Genomic DNA, 13,872 nt, shown 5'->3' with positions numbered 1-13,872 from the left:
TGCACCGAAACCGTGATTCAGGCGCGGCAGTGGCGGTGGAAAGGGCTCGGAAACCACCAGCCCCCAAGGGGGCAAAAAACTAACTCGCCCGGGGGATGCGGTCAAGCAGTTCGAGAACGGTGATGCGGCTGGGGGAAGCGAGGGGGACGGTGCAGCCCCTGGCCGCTGCGTCATTCGATCCCGGCGGCGCGCTGCTGTTGGCGGATCCAGGCGATGATGTGCGCAGCGTCCTCGCCGGAGACTGCCGGCACCGGGGGCATGTCGCCGAACTCCCAGTGGTGCTGGTGCACGCCTAGCGCGATGGCACGGTAGAACGCGAGATCCGAGTGGTGGGAGGGTTCGTAGATCCGATGAATCAGCGGCGGACCCTGGTCGGTCCCCAGCGCCTCGGTGCCGTGACACGCCGCGCAGTGGGCGACGAACAATGCCTGACCCTCGGCGGTGTCGGTTTCGAAGTCCTCGGCCGGGATTCGGAACTCCGTGCGTGGGGTCGGCGGCGGCTCGGTCTGTGCACGAGGTTCCGCTGTCGGCGGCGTGTCGGTATCGATCGCAGGATCGCTGCAGCCGGTCAGCCAGAGTACGCCGACCAGTGCCCCGAGGGCCGTGGGAACGATGGTGCGCGTGGTCATGGTGGTGTCCTCGTGTGTTCAGAAGGTGAAAGAGGGCGGTTTGCGCTCGGCAGGTCGACCGAGAAAATCGTGATGCCGTCGGCCGACTCGGCGTGCACGTGTCCCCCGTGGGCCTCGGCGATCGAGCGGGTGATCGCAAGGCCGAGTCCCGCACCCTCGCCGTGGCCGGCCCGGCGTGCATCGATGCGGTGAAAGCGGTCGAACAGCAGCGGGAGCCGATCCGGCGGAATGGTGGGCCCGGCATTCCGCACGGAGAGCCGGATCCTGTCCCCGGTCTCCGCGATCCGGATCTGCACGGCTTCGCCAGCCGGGGTATGGCGCAGGGCGTTCGAGAGCAGGTTCGACAGCGCACGGCGCAGCATCAGGCGGTCGCCGACGACGGTGCCGGTTCCGGTGAGTTCAAGCCTGACGCGCTTTTCCTCGGCCAGCGCCTCGTAGAATTCGATCAACGCGCGGGCTTCCACTTCCAGCGCGATGGTCTCGACCGGTCGGGGCAACATCCCGTTGTCGGCTTTCGCGAGAAACAGCATGTCCCCGATCATGCGCGCGAGACGTTCGAACTCCTCCAGGTTGGAATGCAGCGTCTCGCGGTAGTCTTCGGCACTGCGGGCCCGCGAGAGCGCGACCTGCGTCTCGGTCATCAGGTTGGAAACCGGGGTTCGCAGTTCATGGGCGATATCGGCGGAGAAGTCACTCAGGCGTCGGAACGATCCTTCCAGGCGGTCGAGCATGCCGTTGAAGGCCCGTAGCAGCTCCAGGATCTCGGGCGGTGCATCCCGTTCCGGCAGCCGTTCGCCCAAGCGCTCGGCCGAGAGTCCGCGAGCCGCCCGCGTTACCCGGTTCAGCGGCGCAAGCCCCTTGCGGGCCGCCAGCCAGCCGAGGCCGCCAGCGAGCAATCCCGCGAGCAGGATCGCCAGCCAGAGCTGATGGCGGATCTGCGCAAGAAACTGCACGTGGTGCGAGATGTCGATGGCCACCAGCACATGCAGCTCCTCGGGCTGCGGGAGTGATGCCCTGAAGGTTTGCCGACGGGCGATGTACCGGATGCCTGCGTGCTCGCGTACCTGCTCCCCGGTCGTCGGAAACTCCCGGATATCCCAATCCCGAAGCGCGGCTCCCGGTGTCATGTACAGGACGCGACCCAGGCTGTCGGCCACGTACACATCGAGCAGCTCGTGTCCGATCAGGACATCACCGAGCCGTTGGGGCAGGTTGGCGAGTGCCTGTTCGGAGGTCGTGCGGTCGATCACGTTGCCGATCACGGCCAGTTTGGATGCCAGCTCGTGCTGGTCGATCTCGTCGAAGTGCCGGGCGACCGAGCGTTCCACCACCAATCCGACCAGAAGCAGCAGCGCCGCGGAGAACAGCGCGAAGAGCAGCGCCACGCGGGCGGTCAGCGACAGCCTCCACCCGACGGATGGGGTCATGCGGCGGGGTCCGCGTCCAGCACGTAGCCCATGCCGCGAACCGTCCGGATCAGCTTCGGCTCGAAGGGATCGTCCACCTTGGCCCGCAGGCGACGGACCGCAACCTCGATCACGTTGGTGTCGCTGTCGAAGTTCATGTCCCAGACCTGGGACGCGATCAGCGATCGGGGCAATACCTCGCCACTGCGTCGAAGCAGCAGTTCGAGCAGCGCGAACTCCTTGGCGGTGAGATCGATCCGCACCCCGGCACGCGTCGCCCGGCGACGCATCAGGTCGAGTTCCAGATCCGCCGCGGTCAATACCTCCGGCTCCTTGGTCTTGCCCCGGCGCAGGAGGCTGCGCACACGGGCGAGCAGCTCGGAAAATGCAAAGGGCTTGACGAGATAGTCGTCGGCGCCGAGCTCCAGTCCACGGACGCGGTCCTCGACCTGGTCGCGCGCGGTCAGGAACAGCACGGGCATCTCGCGCCCGGCCAGGCGCAGGGCCTGCAGCACGGCCCAGCCGTCCATCGTCGGCAGCATCACGTCCAGGATCAGCAGGTCGTGGTCGCCGGTGGTGGCCAGGTGCAGACCGTCCAGGCCATCGCGCGCGAGATCGACCACGAAGCCGGCCTCGGTCAGCCCCTGGCGCAGATAGTCACCGGTCTTGGGTTCGTCCTCGACGATCAGAATCTTCACGTGCCGGCTCCGGACGGCGTTTGTCGAGACTCGCAGTGTGCCATCGGTGCAGGAAAAAGTCGGAAACATGACCGATTTGTAATGCCGCGGTCAGGTTGGTGTCGGGTCCGCGGGGGCATGCTGGCTGCGTGGCGGAACCGGCGTGCCGGGATTTCGCCGCACTTCAGAAACCCAAACCTTCCGGGAGTACACGATGAAAACCGCGATCACCCTGGCGGCAGCCCTGTTCCTGGCCGTACCGGCGATGGCCGTGGAGGACGAGCACGCGGGTCACCATCCGGATCCGGATGTGGCCACAGCACCGCCATCGGATCAGCGCATGCAGGAGATGCAGGCGCGCATGCAGGAGATCCGCGAGGCCACCGATCCGGAGGATCGGGAGCAGCTGATGGACGAACAAATGGCCGCGATGGAATCCATGCTCGAGCACATGCAGGGAATGGGTGGTGCAAGAGAGGGCGCCGGCATGGGCGCGATGGGCAAGCATGGGATGGGGCACGGCATGATGCAGCGGGATCCGGGCGCTGGCATGGGCCCCGGGATGATGCAGCGGGGTCCGGGCGGCGGCATGGGCCCCGGAACGATGCAGCGGGGTCCGAATGGCGGCATGGATCCTGGCATGATGCAGCAGCGCCACGAGATGATGCAGCAGAGGCAGGCGATGATGCAGCAACGCCACGAGATGATGCAGCGGTGCATGGAGATGATGCAGCGCGATATGGTGCCGCCCAGCAGATCCGGTGACCACGAAGGCCACTGACCGCTCGTGGCATGGGTGGCGGAACGTAACGCAGATCACAGATCGACCAACAGGAGGAGCAGAACGATGAGCTATACCACTTCAATCCTGGCTGCCACGGCGGCTATTCTTGTCCTGGGTGCCGGCGGAGCATCGCTGGCGTCCGACCACGGTCACGGGCATGACCACACGCACGAACAGCACCATGCGCCTGCCGCTGCTGCTGCCGCCGACGAGCCGGCCTCGACCCGTGCGTTTCGCGAGGTGAACGACCGGATGCATGCGGAAATGAACATCGACTTCACCGGCGATGCCGACGTCGACTTCGTGAAAGGCATGATTCCCCATCACGTGGGTGCGATCGAGATGGCGCGTGTGGTGATCGAATACGGTGCCGACTCCGAGATCCGGGCGCTGGCGGAAGAAATCATCTCCGCGCAGGAAGCGGAGATCGAGCAGATGCGCGCCTGGCTGGCCGAGCGCGGGCACAGCCAGTAGCGACAACAGACACAGGGCCCCGGTATCTTTGACGCGCGGCACTGCGAGCGGTGCCGCGCTTCGCCCGCAATGACAGGGCCCTGTGTTCAGCGCTTTGCTAGCAGCCCAAGTCCGACTGGCTGCCAGAGCCGGGTTCCGTCGTTTGCTTCGGCGAGTCTGACGAGAGGAGGAGGTCGATGGCAAAGGCAAGGCGCAAATCCAAGGGTTCGTCACAGATGCCCAAGGGTGGGGCAACGGTTGCAACAGGCCGGAGAGAACCCGACTGGCTGGTTGCGGGCCTGGCACTGGTTGGCGTGGCGATCACGGGATACCTGACCGCAGGAGCCTGGCTCAGCGCGGCGCCCGCCTTCTGTGCGGAAGGCTCTGGCTGCGACCTGATCCAGCAGAGTGAGTGGTCCATCCTGCTGGGTATGCCCATTGCGCTATGGGGGCTGCTGTTGTATGCGCTGATCGGGTTGATCGCATGGCGCATGCCGTCCCGGCTGAAGCGCTGGCGTCGCCTCTGGTTCCTGGCCTTTATCGGGGTCTCGATCAGTCTCTACCTGACCGCCGTCGGCTGGTGGTTCCTGGACGCCTTCTGTCCCTGGTGCCTTCTTTCCCTGGCCACCATCAGCGCGCTGTTGATCGTGGTCTTCCTGCGGCGACCCGCCACTGCACCGGGTATGGCCTGGGGGCCGTGGCTGCTGCGCAGCGGCGGTGCCGGCCTCGCCGTCGTCGTTGCCTTGCATCTCTACTCCAGCGATCTTCTCTCGCTGCCCGAGAACCCCCGGTTGGCGGCGCTGGCAACGCATCTGGAAGAGTCCGGGGCGCAGTACTACGGTGCATTCTGGTGCCCGAGTTGCCAGCGGCAGAAGCGCCTATTCGGAGCCGCCAAGGATCGCCTTCCCTACGTGGAATGTAGCCCTGGTGGGCGCGGAACGCCGAGGGCGCAAGTGTGCGTGGCGGCTGGCATCGCCACCTACCCGACCTGGATCATCCACGGGCGTCGCTTCGAGGAAGTGCTGCAGCCGCGCGAACTCGCGCAGCTTACGGGCTTCGACTGGGACGGCCACGGGCGCTGAGCGACTCTTGTTCCGGCAATGGTCCAAGAGGCAGAGAGACCCTGGTAACCGCATGCGCGATGGGCGGGGGACTCAGGGCCCCGTCATGCCAATCGCCCCGGAACGCTTCGGGTCAACGCGACGGCTTCAGCCGCCACTGCAAACGATCTCCGGGCCAAAATGGTAACCACGGGACGGCGCGGTCGCCGCATCACGTCGTGCGGGGCAATTCGACTCGAACCCGCAGGCCACCAAGAACCGGGTCCTGGTCCAGAGCAAGCTGGCCCTGATAGAACGCGACGATGTCCTGCACGATTGCCAACCCAAGTCCGTGACCAGCCGCATCCTCATCGAGCCGCCGACCACACGACAACAGCGACGGCCGTTCAGCCTCCGGGACCCCGGGACCGTCATCGGCGACCACAATCCGCAACCCGCCGGGCGCGGTCGATTCAACACCTACGGTGATTTGTTCACGCGCCCATTTGCAGGCGTTATCGAGCAGGTTTCCCAAGAGTTCAAGCATATCCTCGCGATCGGCGGCGAGGCCCGTGCCGGTATTCACGTTCGTGCGGACATCGAGGTTTCGGTCGCGGTAGATCGCGCGTACTGTCGCGACGAGATCCTTCAAGTCACGTTCGGGATCGAAGCGCGTGCCCGGCGCCGCCCCACCCATCACGCGCGCACGGCCCAGTTCGCGCGCAATGCGCCCGTTCATCACTGCAAGCCGGCCCTCCATCTCCTGACGGCGTCGATCACCAGCGGGCATTTCCTCGACCAGTCCCTGCAAGGCCGCGAGCGGCGTCTTCAGGGCATGGGCAAGATCGCCCGCAGCACGCCGTGAGCGCCGCAATCGTTCCTCCAGCACCTCCAACAGACGATTGATAGCCAACACCAGAGGCCGTGCCTCGTCGGGGGCTACCGTGGAAAGTCTCGGTCGGTCACCCTGACCAAGTTCTTCCAGTTCGTCGGCGATGCGCGCCATCGGCCGGAAGCCGCGTGCGAGCAGCCAGGCCTGCAATGCCAGCACGAGCAGCAGGCCGACTGCCGTGATCGCGCCAAAGCCCATCTGCCAACGGCGCACCGCTTCGGCCGCCGGTCCCCAGTCCTCGGCGACCGCGATCACCAGAGGTGGCCCGCGGCCGTCGAAAGCGTGGACTCGTACGAACAGAGGCTGCTCCGCCGGCCCAGTGGTTCTCAGCGTGATGGCTTCGCCGGCGGATAGCGCCGGCAGCGGCAGATCTTGGTTTCCGAGCGACGGCGAGCGCAGGTCTGATGCAGTGGTCTGGATCCGGTAATAGCGCCCGGAATGTTCTCGACCGAATACCGGGTCGATGCGGTGCGGCATCACCCGGATTCGACCATCCGGAAGTGTCCGCAGCGCCATGGTCAGGCGCTGTGCATCATGGTCGAGCCGAGTCGTGAGATAGGCCTCCACCGCGTGGCGGATGGCCAGGCTCGACCCCACGCCGATGGCCACCAGCACGAGCGCCAGGGATACGGCCAGTCCGCTCGCCAACCGCGCGCGGATCGAGGTCACGCCGATGGATCCCGGAGCCGGTAGCCCTGGCCGCGAACGGTCTCGATCCGATCCACCCCAATCTTCCGCCGCAGACGCTTGATGTGGGCTTCGATGACGTTGCTTTCGTGCTCGGCGCTGTCATCGTAGACATGCTCGGCGATCCGTGCCTTCGACAAAACCCGGCCCGGGCCCGACAGGAACACTCGTAGCAAGCGATACTCGATGCGACTGAGGTCGCATGGCGGGCCGCCGTCGACCGTCACGGATCGGCGTTCCTCGTCCAGCGACAGCCCGCCCCACTCAAGCACCGTCCCCTCCTGACCGCCACCCCGACGCACCAGCGCGCGCAAGCGCGCCACGAGTTCTTCGATATGGAAAGGCTTGGCGAGATAATCGTCCGCACCGGCCTTGAACCCCTCGACCTTCTCGAACCACGCGTCGCGCGCGGTGAGCACCAGCACCGGCAGCCGGCGGCCGCGCGAACGCCAGCCAGCGAGCACGCTCAGGCCATCGCGCCCGGGAAGGCCCAGATCGAGCACGACCACGTCATAGTCGATCTCGCTGCCCAGGAATTCCGCGTCGATCCCGTTGTCAGCGTGGTCCACTGCGAATCCAGCCGCTTCCAATTGCACGGCGACACGCCGACGCAAAGCCGCGTCGTCTTCGACCAGCAGCAGGCGCACGTCTAGCGCCGCTCCAATGGGGCAGGTCTGTTCGTCCGCTTGATGACCAATCCTCCGGGACCCGGGAAGAACGATCCGCCCGCCTCCCGGGTCCATGCTTTACTGCCTTACCGGGCCCAGTACGGTCCTGGCCCCGGCCCCGCGCCGGGATCATAGCCGGGACCGTAACCCGGGCCGTAGCCACGCCCTGCACCCATTCCCGGATGGGCGCCGGGCCCCATGCCTCGTCCCATGCGCGGAGGCGTGCCGCGTTCCATCTGTGGGCCCAGGCCCCGGCCCATGCCGCGTGGGGGTTGATCCATCCACTGGCCCCGACCCTCGGGCAGGGTGAATCCCTGCTCGGCTGCCCGGGCGCGCATCGACTCCCGATGGGCCTCACGATACTGCCGCAGTTCGTCGCCCTCCAGGCCACGCATCACTTCCCGATGCTGGGCAAACTCCTCTGGGCTCATCAGGCTCCACCCGGGACGCACCTCCGACGCGCCCACGGGGTTGACCGCACCCAGCACGAGAGCCCCACTCAACAGTGTCCACACCACCATCTGGCGATTCCAATTGCGCTTCTTCATGTCTCGAGTCCTCGACCATTTTCCATGGAACCCGGACCCACTCCAGGTTCCATGGCTCCATCCTAATGCTCCCTCCTGAAACCACGCTGAAATCTGGCACAGGCCACGCCAAAGCGAGTCTCGGATCCGTTGGTGGCTCGAAGCCTGGACCACGCTCCAGCGTCCCCGCATCTCGAGTCGGCTGCCTGCTGCAAATGAAGGCGCAACCAGGGCCTTGGGTTCCCCCGAAAGCAGGCAGCGTGCAGCGCTGCCCTGAGCCTGCCATTCATGCCAGACCTCTCCTCATTTCGTGGCCCACCACCGGGAGCACGCCCGGCGCCAGCCTTGCTTGCCCCAAGGTTGCATAGTTGTAATGTTACCGACAGATCCCCGTCAGATGCCCGCCGGTATCCTTGAATCATAACCACCCATGGCTGCGCCCAACCGCGTCATGGGTACGCCATGACGGCAGGTTCCACGACCAGGCCAGCGATGGCCGGGAGAGCGGGAGATGCGAACACTGCACGGCTCGATCTGGATTCACCCATTCTTCGTCCGTAATGGATCCTGTGGAACACGGCAGCTCGGCAGGCGCTTGTCCCTGTTCGCATTGGTGTGGTTGTTTCCCTTTGCACTCCTGGCCGAGACACCGGTCGCGCTTCCCGAGCTCGCGGCCGATTCACACTCGGAGGAGGTGCTACGGCAGTATCCGCTGGGCACGGTCAGTTTGCAGTCGGCGCTGTCAGCGCACGGGGCACCCGATCGCATGAAGGTGTTTCCGAACCGGCTTGTTGGCTGGGCGTATTCCTACGAGGAAGGAAATGCGGGTGCTGTCCCGATCATCTATACGCTGGTATTCGACACCCATGGGCAAGTGGTCGACGTGCTGTATCGACGCGACGCTGACACGATGAGTGCGCTACGCCTTCGTGGGGCCCGTGAGGCAGCCCCTGATCAGGCTGAACGGGGGTGGAGATGGCATCACATGCAGGGCTACGGTTACGGTCCGCATTGGGGATGGGGGCACGGAACGACCGGACTATGGTGGCTGGCGTCAGGCATCGCGTTGGTGGTGTTCCTCGGTGCGGTGCTGGTGCTGCTGTCACGCCTTGCCCGCCGTGCTCGGCCGCGGAAAGATGCAGCCCTGGTCATTCTCAATGAACGCTATGCTCGGGGCGAACTGGATCGCGAGGATTTCGAGCAGCGCAGAAGGGCTCTGCGGAGTTGACGGCTCACAGCGATGCCTGATGGGAGCCTGGTAAATGACATTCACACCGGTCTGAGCAGACAGGGGTATTCCTATGATGGACGGTTACGGATTCGGCCACGGCTTTGGAATCCTCTCCTGGGTCCTTATTTTTTTGGTGGTGGTCGTGGTGGCAGTATTTCTGTCGCGCGCCTTTGGTGATGGGAACACCTACGACAGGGTGGTCCCGCATGACAAGAGCCCTCTCGACATTCTCAAGGAGCGATATGCCAGGGGCGAAATCGATCACGACGAGTTCGAGAAGCGCAAACGGGACCTGCAAGGCAGGGGTTCGGGCCCTTGAGTAGGTGTCAATACCCGCGGGTGGACCAACCGGTTACCTGACTCGAATAGTCAACGCTCCGGCGAGAGAAACCCGGGGGCTACACAGGCTGTGGCAGCCAGCCGCAGTCCATTCACACGACGACAGCATGATGGGCACACGGCCCACGAGGAGACCGCATATGAACACTCGCAAGCGCACGCTCGCCCTGATTCTCGGCCTGGCTGTGGCACTTGGTGCCGGCAGTGCCAATCTCGCTCTTGCTCAGGGCATGCCAGGTGACCAGATGGGTGGTGATCAGGAAGGCATGGGCATGATGGGCGGCAAAGGCATGGGCATGGGCATGGGCATGGGCATGATGGGCGGCAGAGGCCAAGGCATGGGCATGGGCATGATGGGCGGCAAAGGCATGGGCATGATGGAAGGAATGGAGATGGACATGATGGAGGAGATGCTCACCGCCGAGCAGCGCACCGAGATGCGCAAGCTGATGCACGAACACCGGCCTGCCCAGTTCGAGCGTATGGGCCAATTGATGAATCTGCGTGACGACCTGAAGGCTGAAATGCAGTTGCCTCGCCCGGACCCGGATGCCGTGAGGGAACGGCACGGCCGCATGGCTGAGGCCCACGGCGAGATCATGGCCGAACGGATCCGCCTGCGTAACGCCATGCACGACCTGCTGACGGACGAGCAGCGCGAGCAGCTCCGGAAGAAGGCCTCGCCGCCTGACGACAACGACGCTGCTGAGGACCACGATGCCCACCATTGAGCACGAGCTCAGGTAGCGGACGAGCGTGACCGGATTGGATGTCCCGCCGGTCACGTTCTTTGAGGGGCCCGGTCAGCGGTACGCGGCCGAACCATGCGAATGGGCCGCTTCGGTGTGGTCCAATTCGGATCCATGGGAGAAGGCAGGCCATGCCCCACCAACAACACGGCACCCTGACCCGTCAATCGGGGAATGCTGCTAGCGCGCACCCAAGCAGGGCCGAGGTGTCAAGGCCACCTAGCGACGGTAATGCAGATCATGCGCCGACCAAGGGGTGGTGTAGCAGGCGCTGCACCACACCACCTTGGTAAAACGCACGGCATCGGGGTCGACGCGCGACTGATCCGGAGAAATAGCCGCCGGGAATGAGGAATGCGTCGTACTGCGCCACCTCGGCGTCCTTCTCCGCCTGATCGATGGTGACCTCCGCGCCCCGGCGTTTGCCCTTCGCCATCTTTCCTGCCTCCTGCCCCATATGGGCCAGTTCATCACTCTGCTTCCGGAACTCATCGGCGCATCCGTAATTCCACATCTTCAAAGTCGTCTGTAATCAACACCGCCATTTTCGACATCTGCCTGCTCCTGTCCGGTGTGGATTGGCTGAAGGGCCGCCGCAATCCGCATCAGCAACGCGGTGCAGCAGTTGCTTCAGCTGCGTCTCTGGTGTGCAGATCGACACGGATTGTGGCCGTCGTCGACGAACCCCGGTTCTGCGGGAACTCGGCCTGGCGGACGAATTCTCGGGACCATGAGTCAGCGGCGCTGACACGCTGGGGACTTAGCGCTTTGGCTGGCTGCGGGGCTGGAATGCTGAGTCTCAGGCGCTGGGGGTGGGCGGTGATTGCCCCGGCGATCTCCCAGGGGTCCAGGCGTCCTGCGAACGCCCGCCCCCCACGCCCCATGCCCGGCCCCTGGGCCACCGGACCCACCGTCTACTAGTGTGACCTGGTTCGGCGCAAGCAGGGGTTTGGCCAGGAACGAGGTCAACAGAACCAGGAACCCAATAACGCACGTTCAGCACGGTCTTCGGGACAATGGCGCTCTACAGCGCGGTCAAGCCAGCCGCCTGGGTCGGTGAGACGGATCGACTTGTAAGGTTTCCTCGGCAGGCCTACAAGGGCTTGCCGGGGGGAGGGCTGGGTAAGGGGAGCCAGCCCTCGGGCCGAAAGTCATTCGATGCCGGCTGCGCGCTGCTCCTGTCGAATCCACGCGATGATGTGCGCGGCATCCTCGCCGTCGACAGCCGGTATCGGCGGCATGTCGCCGAAATCCCAGTGATGCTGGTGCACGCCCCGCGCGATGGCGAAATAGAAGGCGAGATCGGAGTGATGCGAGGGCTCGTAGATCCGGTGGATCAGCGGCGGGCCCTGGTCGGTGCCGCGCGGGTGCGGCCCCGACACTGGCCATGATGCCGGCGGTGGCCCGACAGGAGCCTGACGCCGGCATTACATTCGCGTCATCTTGCCGCACCGCGCCCCGCGTGTTGTCAAAGCAGATAGGTATCGGGTGAGGATCACGCACCGGGAAGGCAGGTTCGATCCGGATATCAATCAACCGCAACCATGAGCCTCCGCGCGGAAGCCGATGCGATATTCGAGATGAAAGCGTCCATCAACACGACCTCCGATGCGGCTCAGGCGGCCGAGCGCCCGGCACGGATCGAACTGACCGTGCCCAGCATGGGCTCGGACCATTGCGCCTCCCTGGTGTCGGGGAGAAGCGACGCCCAGGCATTGAAACAGGCCAACATGGGGATCGCCATCGGCGCCGGAGCCGCCGTGGCCATCGAGGCGGCGGATGGGACGCTGGTGTTCGGGGAACGCACCAAGGTGGTGGAGGCCATCCGGCTCTCACGGCTGACGTTTCGCAAGATCGTGCAGAACAGGTTCTGGGCCTGGTTCTACAACGGCGCAGCCATTCCCACCGCCGCCGTGGGCCTGCTGCACCCCATGATCGGCGTGATGGCCATGACCGCCAGTTCGCTTTCGGTGATCGGCAACTCGATGCTGCTCAAGCGCCCGAGGCTGTCGACAGGGTAATAGCCATGCCTTCGATGCATACCGTCAATAGGGCCGTCTGTCTTGTGCTGATGCCCGGTGCCGCCGGTCTGGTCGTATGGTGGTGGGGTTGGTCGATGTGGAACCTGCTCCTGTTCACTGTGATGCTCTCATGCCCGGCGGCACTCCTGTACCTGTGGTACGTGTCGCGTCGTTCTGACACCGTCGTGCGCTCGGCCGTCAGTTCCCTGCGCGATGCAGAAGCCCCGGACAAGCGAACTGGTCCCGGGGAATCGAGGAGGACGTCATGACTCATCGACCTACCTTGTTCAACATCATGGCCCTGTTCTGCGGGATTGTACTGCTGGCGAGCAATGCGGCGGCCGCGGATTCCCCCTACCGGCAGGTCGCGGACGGGGTTGTCGTGTACCTGGGTGTGCTCCCGGCCGCGATGGTTGAGGGCCGCCACGAGGGCGACCCTGAAGCCGTGATGCATGACGGCATCCCGCGCGGCGGGCACGCCTTTCATGTGACAGTGTCCGTGTTCGATCCCGGCAGCGGAAACCAGATCAAGGATGCGCAAGTCACGGCGCGGGTCGCACCTTTGGGTCTGGCCGGAGTGACCCGCCCGCTCGAAACCATGCGTATCGACGACACCGTCAGCTACGGCAACTACTTCACCCTGCGCGGCGAAGCCCGTTACGACATCGAGATCACGATCGCGAGACCTGGTGCCGAAACACCGGTGACCGTCTGGTTTACCTATGCTCGTCCCCCGAGATGAGCAACCTGATTGCCGGAGGCGGCGCCGCCAACGTTCCCTGACAACAATGGCGGCAGGATGGTCAAAAGGCTGATGAGTAACCGGACGGTAGCAGAGTCTCTCATGTCGATCTCCTCTTCATTTGGTATGCGTGAACCGGCGATTGGTATGCGTGAACCGGCGATGCGCGGGGACGGTTCAATGGCCACCCGGATGGTCCCGGCGCCGGGCTTACTCCTCCCGGGCGGGCAGCGAGGCGAAGTAGGCGGAGACGGCGGCCATCTCCTCTTCCTCCAGCGCCTTGGCGATGCCCTGCATCAATCCGGCCAACGAGGTCTTGCGGGATCCCTGGGCATACGCCCGTAACTGGCTCATCAGATAGCGTGGCGGATGGCCCGCCAGCGGCGGCAGCGCGGGGCTGCGTTTTTGTCCCTGTTCGCCGTGGCAGGAGGCGCAGGACTGGATATTGCGGTCCGGCAGCCCTTCCAGGGCGATCCCGCGCCCCCTCTCCAGCAGTCCTGCGGGTACCCGGTACGGGCCACCGGCAGGTTCCATCCCGGCGTAGTAGCGGCTGACCGCTTCGATCTCGTCATCCGCTAGATGCTGGGCGACCTGGGCCATGGTCGGGTTTGGGCGCTGACCTTCGCGGTAGGCCTGCATCTGTTCGATCAGATAGGCCTCCGGCAGGCCCGCGAGGCGCGGGAACGGGGGCTGCGCCTGCCCCTGGCCCTGTTCGCCGTGGCACTGGATGCAGGCCGTCGCACCGCGGTCGTTGCCTTCGTGCGCAATGCGAGCGCCGGGGTCGTCCTCTGCGGTGGCGGTTGTACCCAGCAGCCACAGGGCGGCCAGGCCAAGCAGCGGCCCGAAGCGCTTACGGTGGCGAGCGGGTGCGTCTGTCATCGATTCACCATCATTACGGAGCGCCTGTCGGGACAGTAAGGCGGATCCGGAGGTAGTGCAATTGCAGGGCACGCTTCGGAGCGGCCAGAACGCTCGGCCGAATGCCCCCGCAACAGGGCTGGCTGAACTGCGCGGGCGCGGCCCCGAC

15 protein-coding genes and 2 pseudogenes are annotated in these 13,872 nt (G+C 65.1%); 8 read left to right on the top strand and 9 right to left on the bottom strand.

Going from position 1 to position 13,872, the window contains the following annotated elements:
- Window positions 1-170 precede the first annotated feature (170 nt).
- The 3 genes from THITH_RS08660 to THITH_RS08650 are packed head-to-tail and all read right to left on the bottom strand — an operon-like array spanning window position 171 to window position 2,733.
- Complete coding sequence (locus THITH_RS08660; RefSeq protein WP_006747463.1) at window positions 171-629, bottom strand: c-type cytochrome; 459 nt, start codon at window positions 627-629, stop codon at window positions 171-173.
- Window positions 626-2,056, bottom strand: a complete 1,431-nt coding sequence (locus THITH_RS08655; RefSeq protein ID WP_006747464.1) for a heavy metal sensor histidine kinase — start codon at window positions 2,054-2,056, stop codon at window positions 626-628. Before THITH_RS08655 ends, THITH_RS08660 begins: the two co-directional genes overlap by 4 nt.
- Window positions 2,053-2,733, bottom strand: coding sequence for a heavy metal response regulator transcription factor (locus THITH_RS08650; RefSeq protein ID WP_006747465.1), 681 nt, complete (start codon window positions 2,731-2,733; stop codon window positions 2,053-2,055). Before THITH_RS08650 ends, THITH_RS08655 begins: the two co-directional genes overlap by 4 nt.
- Before the next feature lie 193 nt (window positions 2,734-2,926).
- Here THITH_RS08650 and THITH_RS17090 point away from each other — a divergent pair, with 193 nt between their 5' ends.
- From THITH_RS17090 to THITH_RS08635, 3 genes are all read left to right on the top strand, one after another.
- Window positions 2,927-3,493: an EMC3/TMCO1 family protein gene (locus THITH_RS17090; RefSeq protein WP_006747466.1), complete on the top strand. Its 567-nt coding sequence runs from the start codon at window positions 2,927-2,929 to the stop codon at window positions 3,491-3,493.
- A gap of 66 nt (window positions 3,494-3,559) precedes the next feature.
- On the top strand, window positions 3,560-3,970 hold the full coding sequence (gene copM / locus THITH_RS08640; protein ID WP_006747467.1) for a CopM family metallochaperone: 411 nt from the start codon (window positions 3,560-3,562) through the stop codon (window positions 3,968-3,970).
- Between the two features lie 176 nt (window positions 3,971-4,146).
- Window positions 4,147-5,031 carry a vitamin K epoxide reductase family protein gene (locus THITH_RS08635; protein ID WP_006747468.1) on the top strand — a complete coding sequence of 295 codons (885 nt, stop codon included), beginning with the start codon at window positions 4,147-4,149 and terminating at the stop codon, window positions 5,029-5,031.
- Window positions 5,032-5,221: 190 nt separating this feature from the next.
- Here THITH_RS08635 and THITH_RS08630 read toward each other — a convergent pair whose 3' ends face one another.
- The 3 genes from THITH_RS08630 to THITH_RS08620 form a co-directional block, all read right to left on the bottom strand.
- A complete protein-coding gene (locus THITH_RS08630; protein WP_006747469.1) occupies window positions 5,222-6,550 on the bottom strand; it encodes a sensor histidine kinase in 1,329 nt (442 codons plus the stop codon).
- Window positions 6,547-7,215, bottom strand: coding sequence for a response regulator transcription factor (locus THITH_RS08625; protein WP_025367411.1), 669 nt, complete (start codon window positions 7,213-7,215; stop codon window positions 6,547-6,549). The genes THITH_RS08630 and THITH_RS08625 overlap by 4 nt, the downstream gene beginning before the upstream one ends.
- A 107-nt stretch (window positions 7,216-7,322) precedes the next feature.
- The gene (locus tag THITH_RS08620) at window positions 7,323-7,784 is read right to left on the bottom strand and encodes a hypothetical protein (RefSeq protein WP_006747471.1); all 462 of its coding nucleotides are present in this window, start codon (window positions 7,782-7,784) and stop codon (window positions 7,323-7,325) included.
- Between the two features lie 490 nt (window positions 7,785-8,274).
- Here THITH_RS08620 and THITH_RS18770 point away from each other — a divergent pair, with 490 nt between their 5' ends.
- The 3 genes from THITH_RS18770 (at window position 8,275) to THITH_RS08605 (ending at window position 10,064) form a co-directional block, all read left to right on the top strand.
- Window positions 8,275-8,991, top strand: a complete 717-nt coding sequence (locus THITH_RS18770; RefSeq protein ID WP_006747472.1) for an SHOCT domain-containing protein — start codon at window positions 8,275-8,277, stop codon at window positions 8,989-8,991.
- Between the two features lie 73 nt (window positions 8,992-9,064).
- Entirely contained in the window at window positions 9,065-9,313 is a 249-nt protein-coding gene (locus tag THITH_RS08610; protein WP_006747473.1) for an SHOCT domain-containing protein, read from the top strand.
- Window positions 9,314-9,473: 160 nt separating this feature from the next.
- Window positions 9,474-10,064: a Spy/CpxP family protein refolding chaperone gene (locus tag THITH_RS08605; RefSeq protein WP_006747474.1), complete on the top strand. Its 591-nt coding sequence runs from the start codon at window positions 9,474-9,476 to the stop codon at window positions 10,062-10,064.
- Window positions 10,065-10,320: 256 nt separating this feature from the next.
- Here THITH_RS08605 and THITH_RS17080 read toward each other — a convergent pair whose 3' ends face one another.
- Window positions 10,321-10,596, bottom strand: a complete 276-nt coding sequence (locus THITH_RS17080) for a type 1 glutamine amidotransferase family protein (protein ID WP_006747475.1) — start codon at window positions 10,594-10,596, stop codon at window positions 10,321-10,323.
- 637 nt (window positions 10,597-11,233) lie between these two features.
- A pseudogene (locus THITH_RS08595) lies at window positions 11,234-11,458 on the bottom strand (cytochrome c); the annotation flags it as partial.
- Window positions 11,459-11,776: 318 nt separating this feature from the next.
- On the opposite strand from THITH_RS08595, the pseudogene THITH_RS08590 reads away from it, so the two are divergent.
- Window positions 11,777-12,103 (top strand): annotated as a pseudogene (locus THITH_RS08590) (heavy metal translocating P-type ATPase); the annotation flags it as partial.
- A gap of 265 nt (window positions 12,104-12,368) precedes the next feature.
- Complete coding sequence (locus tag THITH_RS08585) at window positions 12,369-12,845, top strand: hypothetical protein (protein ID WP_006747479.1); 477 nt, start codon at window positions 12,369-12,371, stop codon at window positions 12,843-12,845.
- A gap of 210 nt (window positions 12,846-13,055) precedes the next feature.
- Here THITH_RS08585 and THITH_RS08580 read toward each other — a convergent pair whose 3' ends face one another.
- Window positions 13,056-13,724 carry a c-type cytochrome gene (locus tag THITH_RS08580; RefSeq protein ID WP_006747480.1) on the bottom strand — a complete coding sequence of 223 codons (669 nt, stop codon included), beginning with the start codon at window positions 13,722-13,724 and terminating at the stop codon, window positions 13,056-13,058.
- Window positions 13,725-13,872: the final 148 nt, after the last annotated feature.

This window comes from Thioalkalivibrio paradoxus ARh 1, from assembly GCF_000227685.2.
Classification (GTDB): domain Bacteria; phylum Pseudomonadota; class Gammaproteobacteria; order Ectothiorhodospirales; family Ectothiorhodospiraceae; genus Thioalkalivibrio; species Thioalkalivibrio paradoxus.
This window is presented reverse-complemented; position numbering and strand designations above follow the sequence as displayed.

Coding starts and splice junctions, on each gene's coding strand:
- THITH_RS08660 (WP_006747463.1), bottom strand. CDS start 629: ATGACCACGCGCACCATCGTTCCCACGGCCCTCGGGGCACTGGTCGGC.
- THITH_RS08655 (WP_006747464.1), bottom strand. CDS start 2,056: ATGACCCCATCCGTCGGGTGGAGGCTGTCGCTGACCGCCCGCGTGGCG.
- THITH_RS17090 (WP_006747466.1), top strand. CDS start 2,927: ATGAAAACCGCGATCACCCTGGCGGCAGCCCTGTTCCTGGCCGTACCG.
- copM (WP_006747467.1), top strand. CDS start 3,560: ATGAGCTATACCACTTCAATCCTGGCTGCCACGGCGGCTATTCTTGTC.
- THITH_RS08635 (WP_006747468.1), top strand. CDS start 4,147: ATGGCAAAGGCAAGGCGCAAATCCAAGGGTTCGTCACAGATGCCCAAG.
- THITH_RS08620 (WP_006747471.1), bottom strand. CDS start 7,784: ATGAAGAAGCGCAATTGGAATCGCCAGATGGTGGTGTGGACACTGTTG.
- THITH_RS18770 (WP_006747472.1), top strand. CDS start 8,275: ATGCGAACACTGCACGGCTCGATCTGGATTCACCCATTCTTCGTCCGT.
- THITH_RS08610 (WP_006747473.1), top strand. CDS start 9,065: ATGATGGACGGTTACGGATTCGGCCACGGCTTTGGAATCCTCTCCTGG.
- THITH_RS08605 (WP_006747474.1), top strand. CDS start 9,474: ATGAACACTCGCAAGCGCACGCTCGCCCTGATTCTCGGCCTGGCTGTG.
- THITH_RS17080 (WP_006747475.1), bottom strand. CDS start 10,596: ATGTGGAATTACGGATGCGCCGATGAGTTCCGGAAGCAGAGTGATGAA.
- THITH_RS08585 (WP_006747479.1), top strand. CDS start 12,369: ATGACTCATCGACCTACCTTGTTCAACATCATGGCCCTGTTCTGCGGG.
- THITH_RS08580 (WP_006747480.1), bottom strand. CDS start 13,724: ATGACAGACGCACCCGCTCGCCACCGTAAGCGCTTCGGGCCGCTGCTT.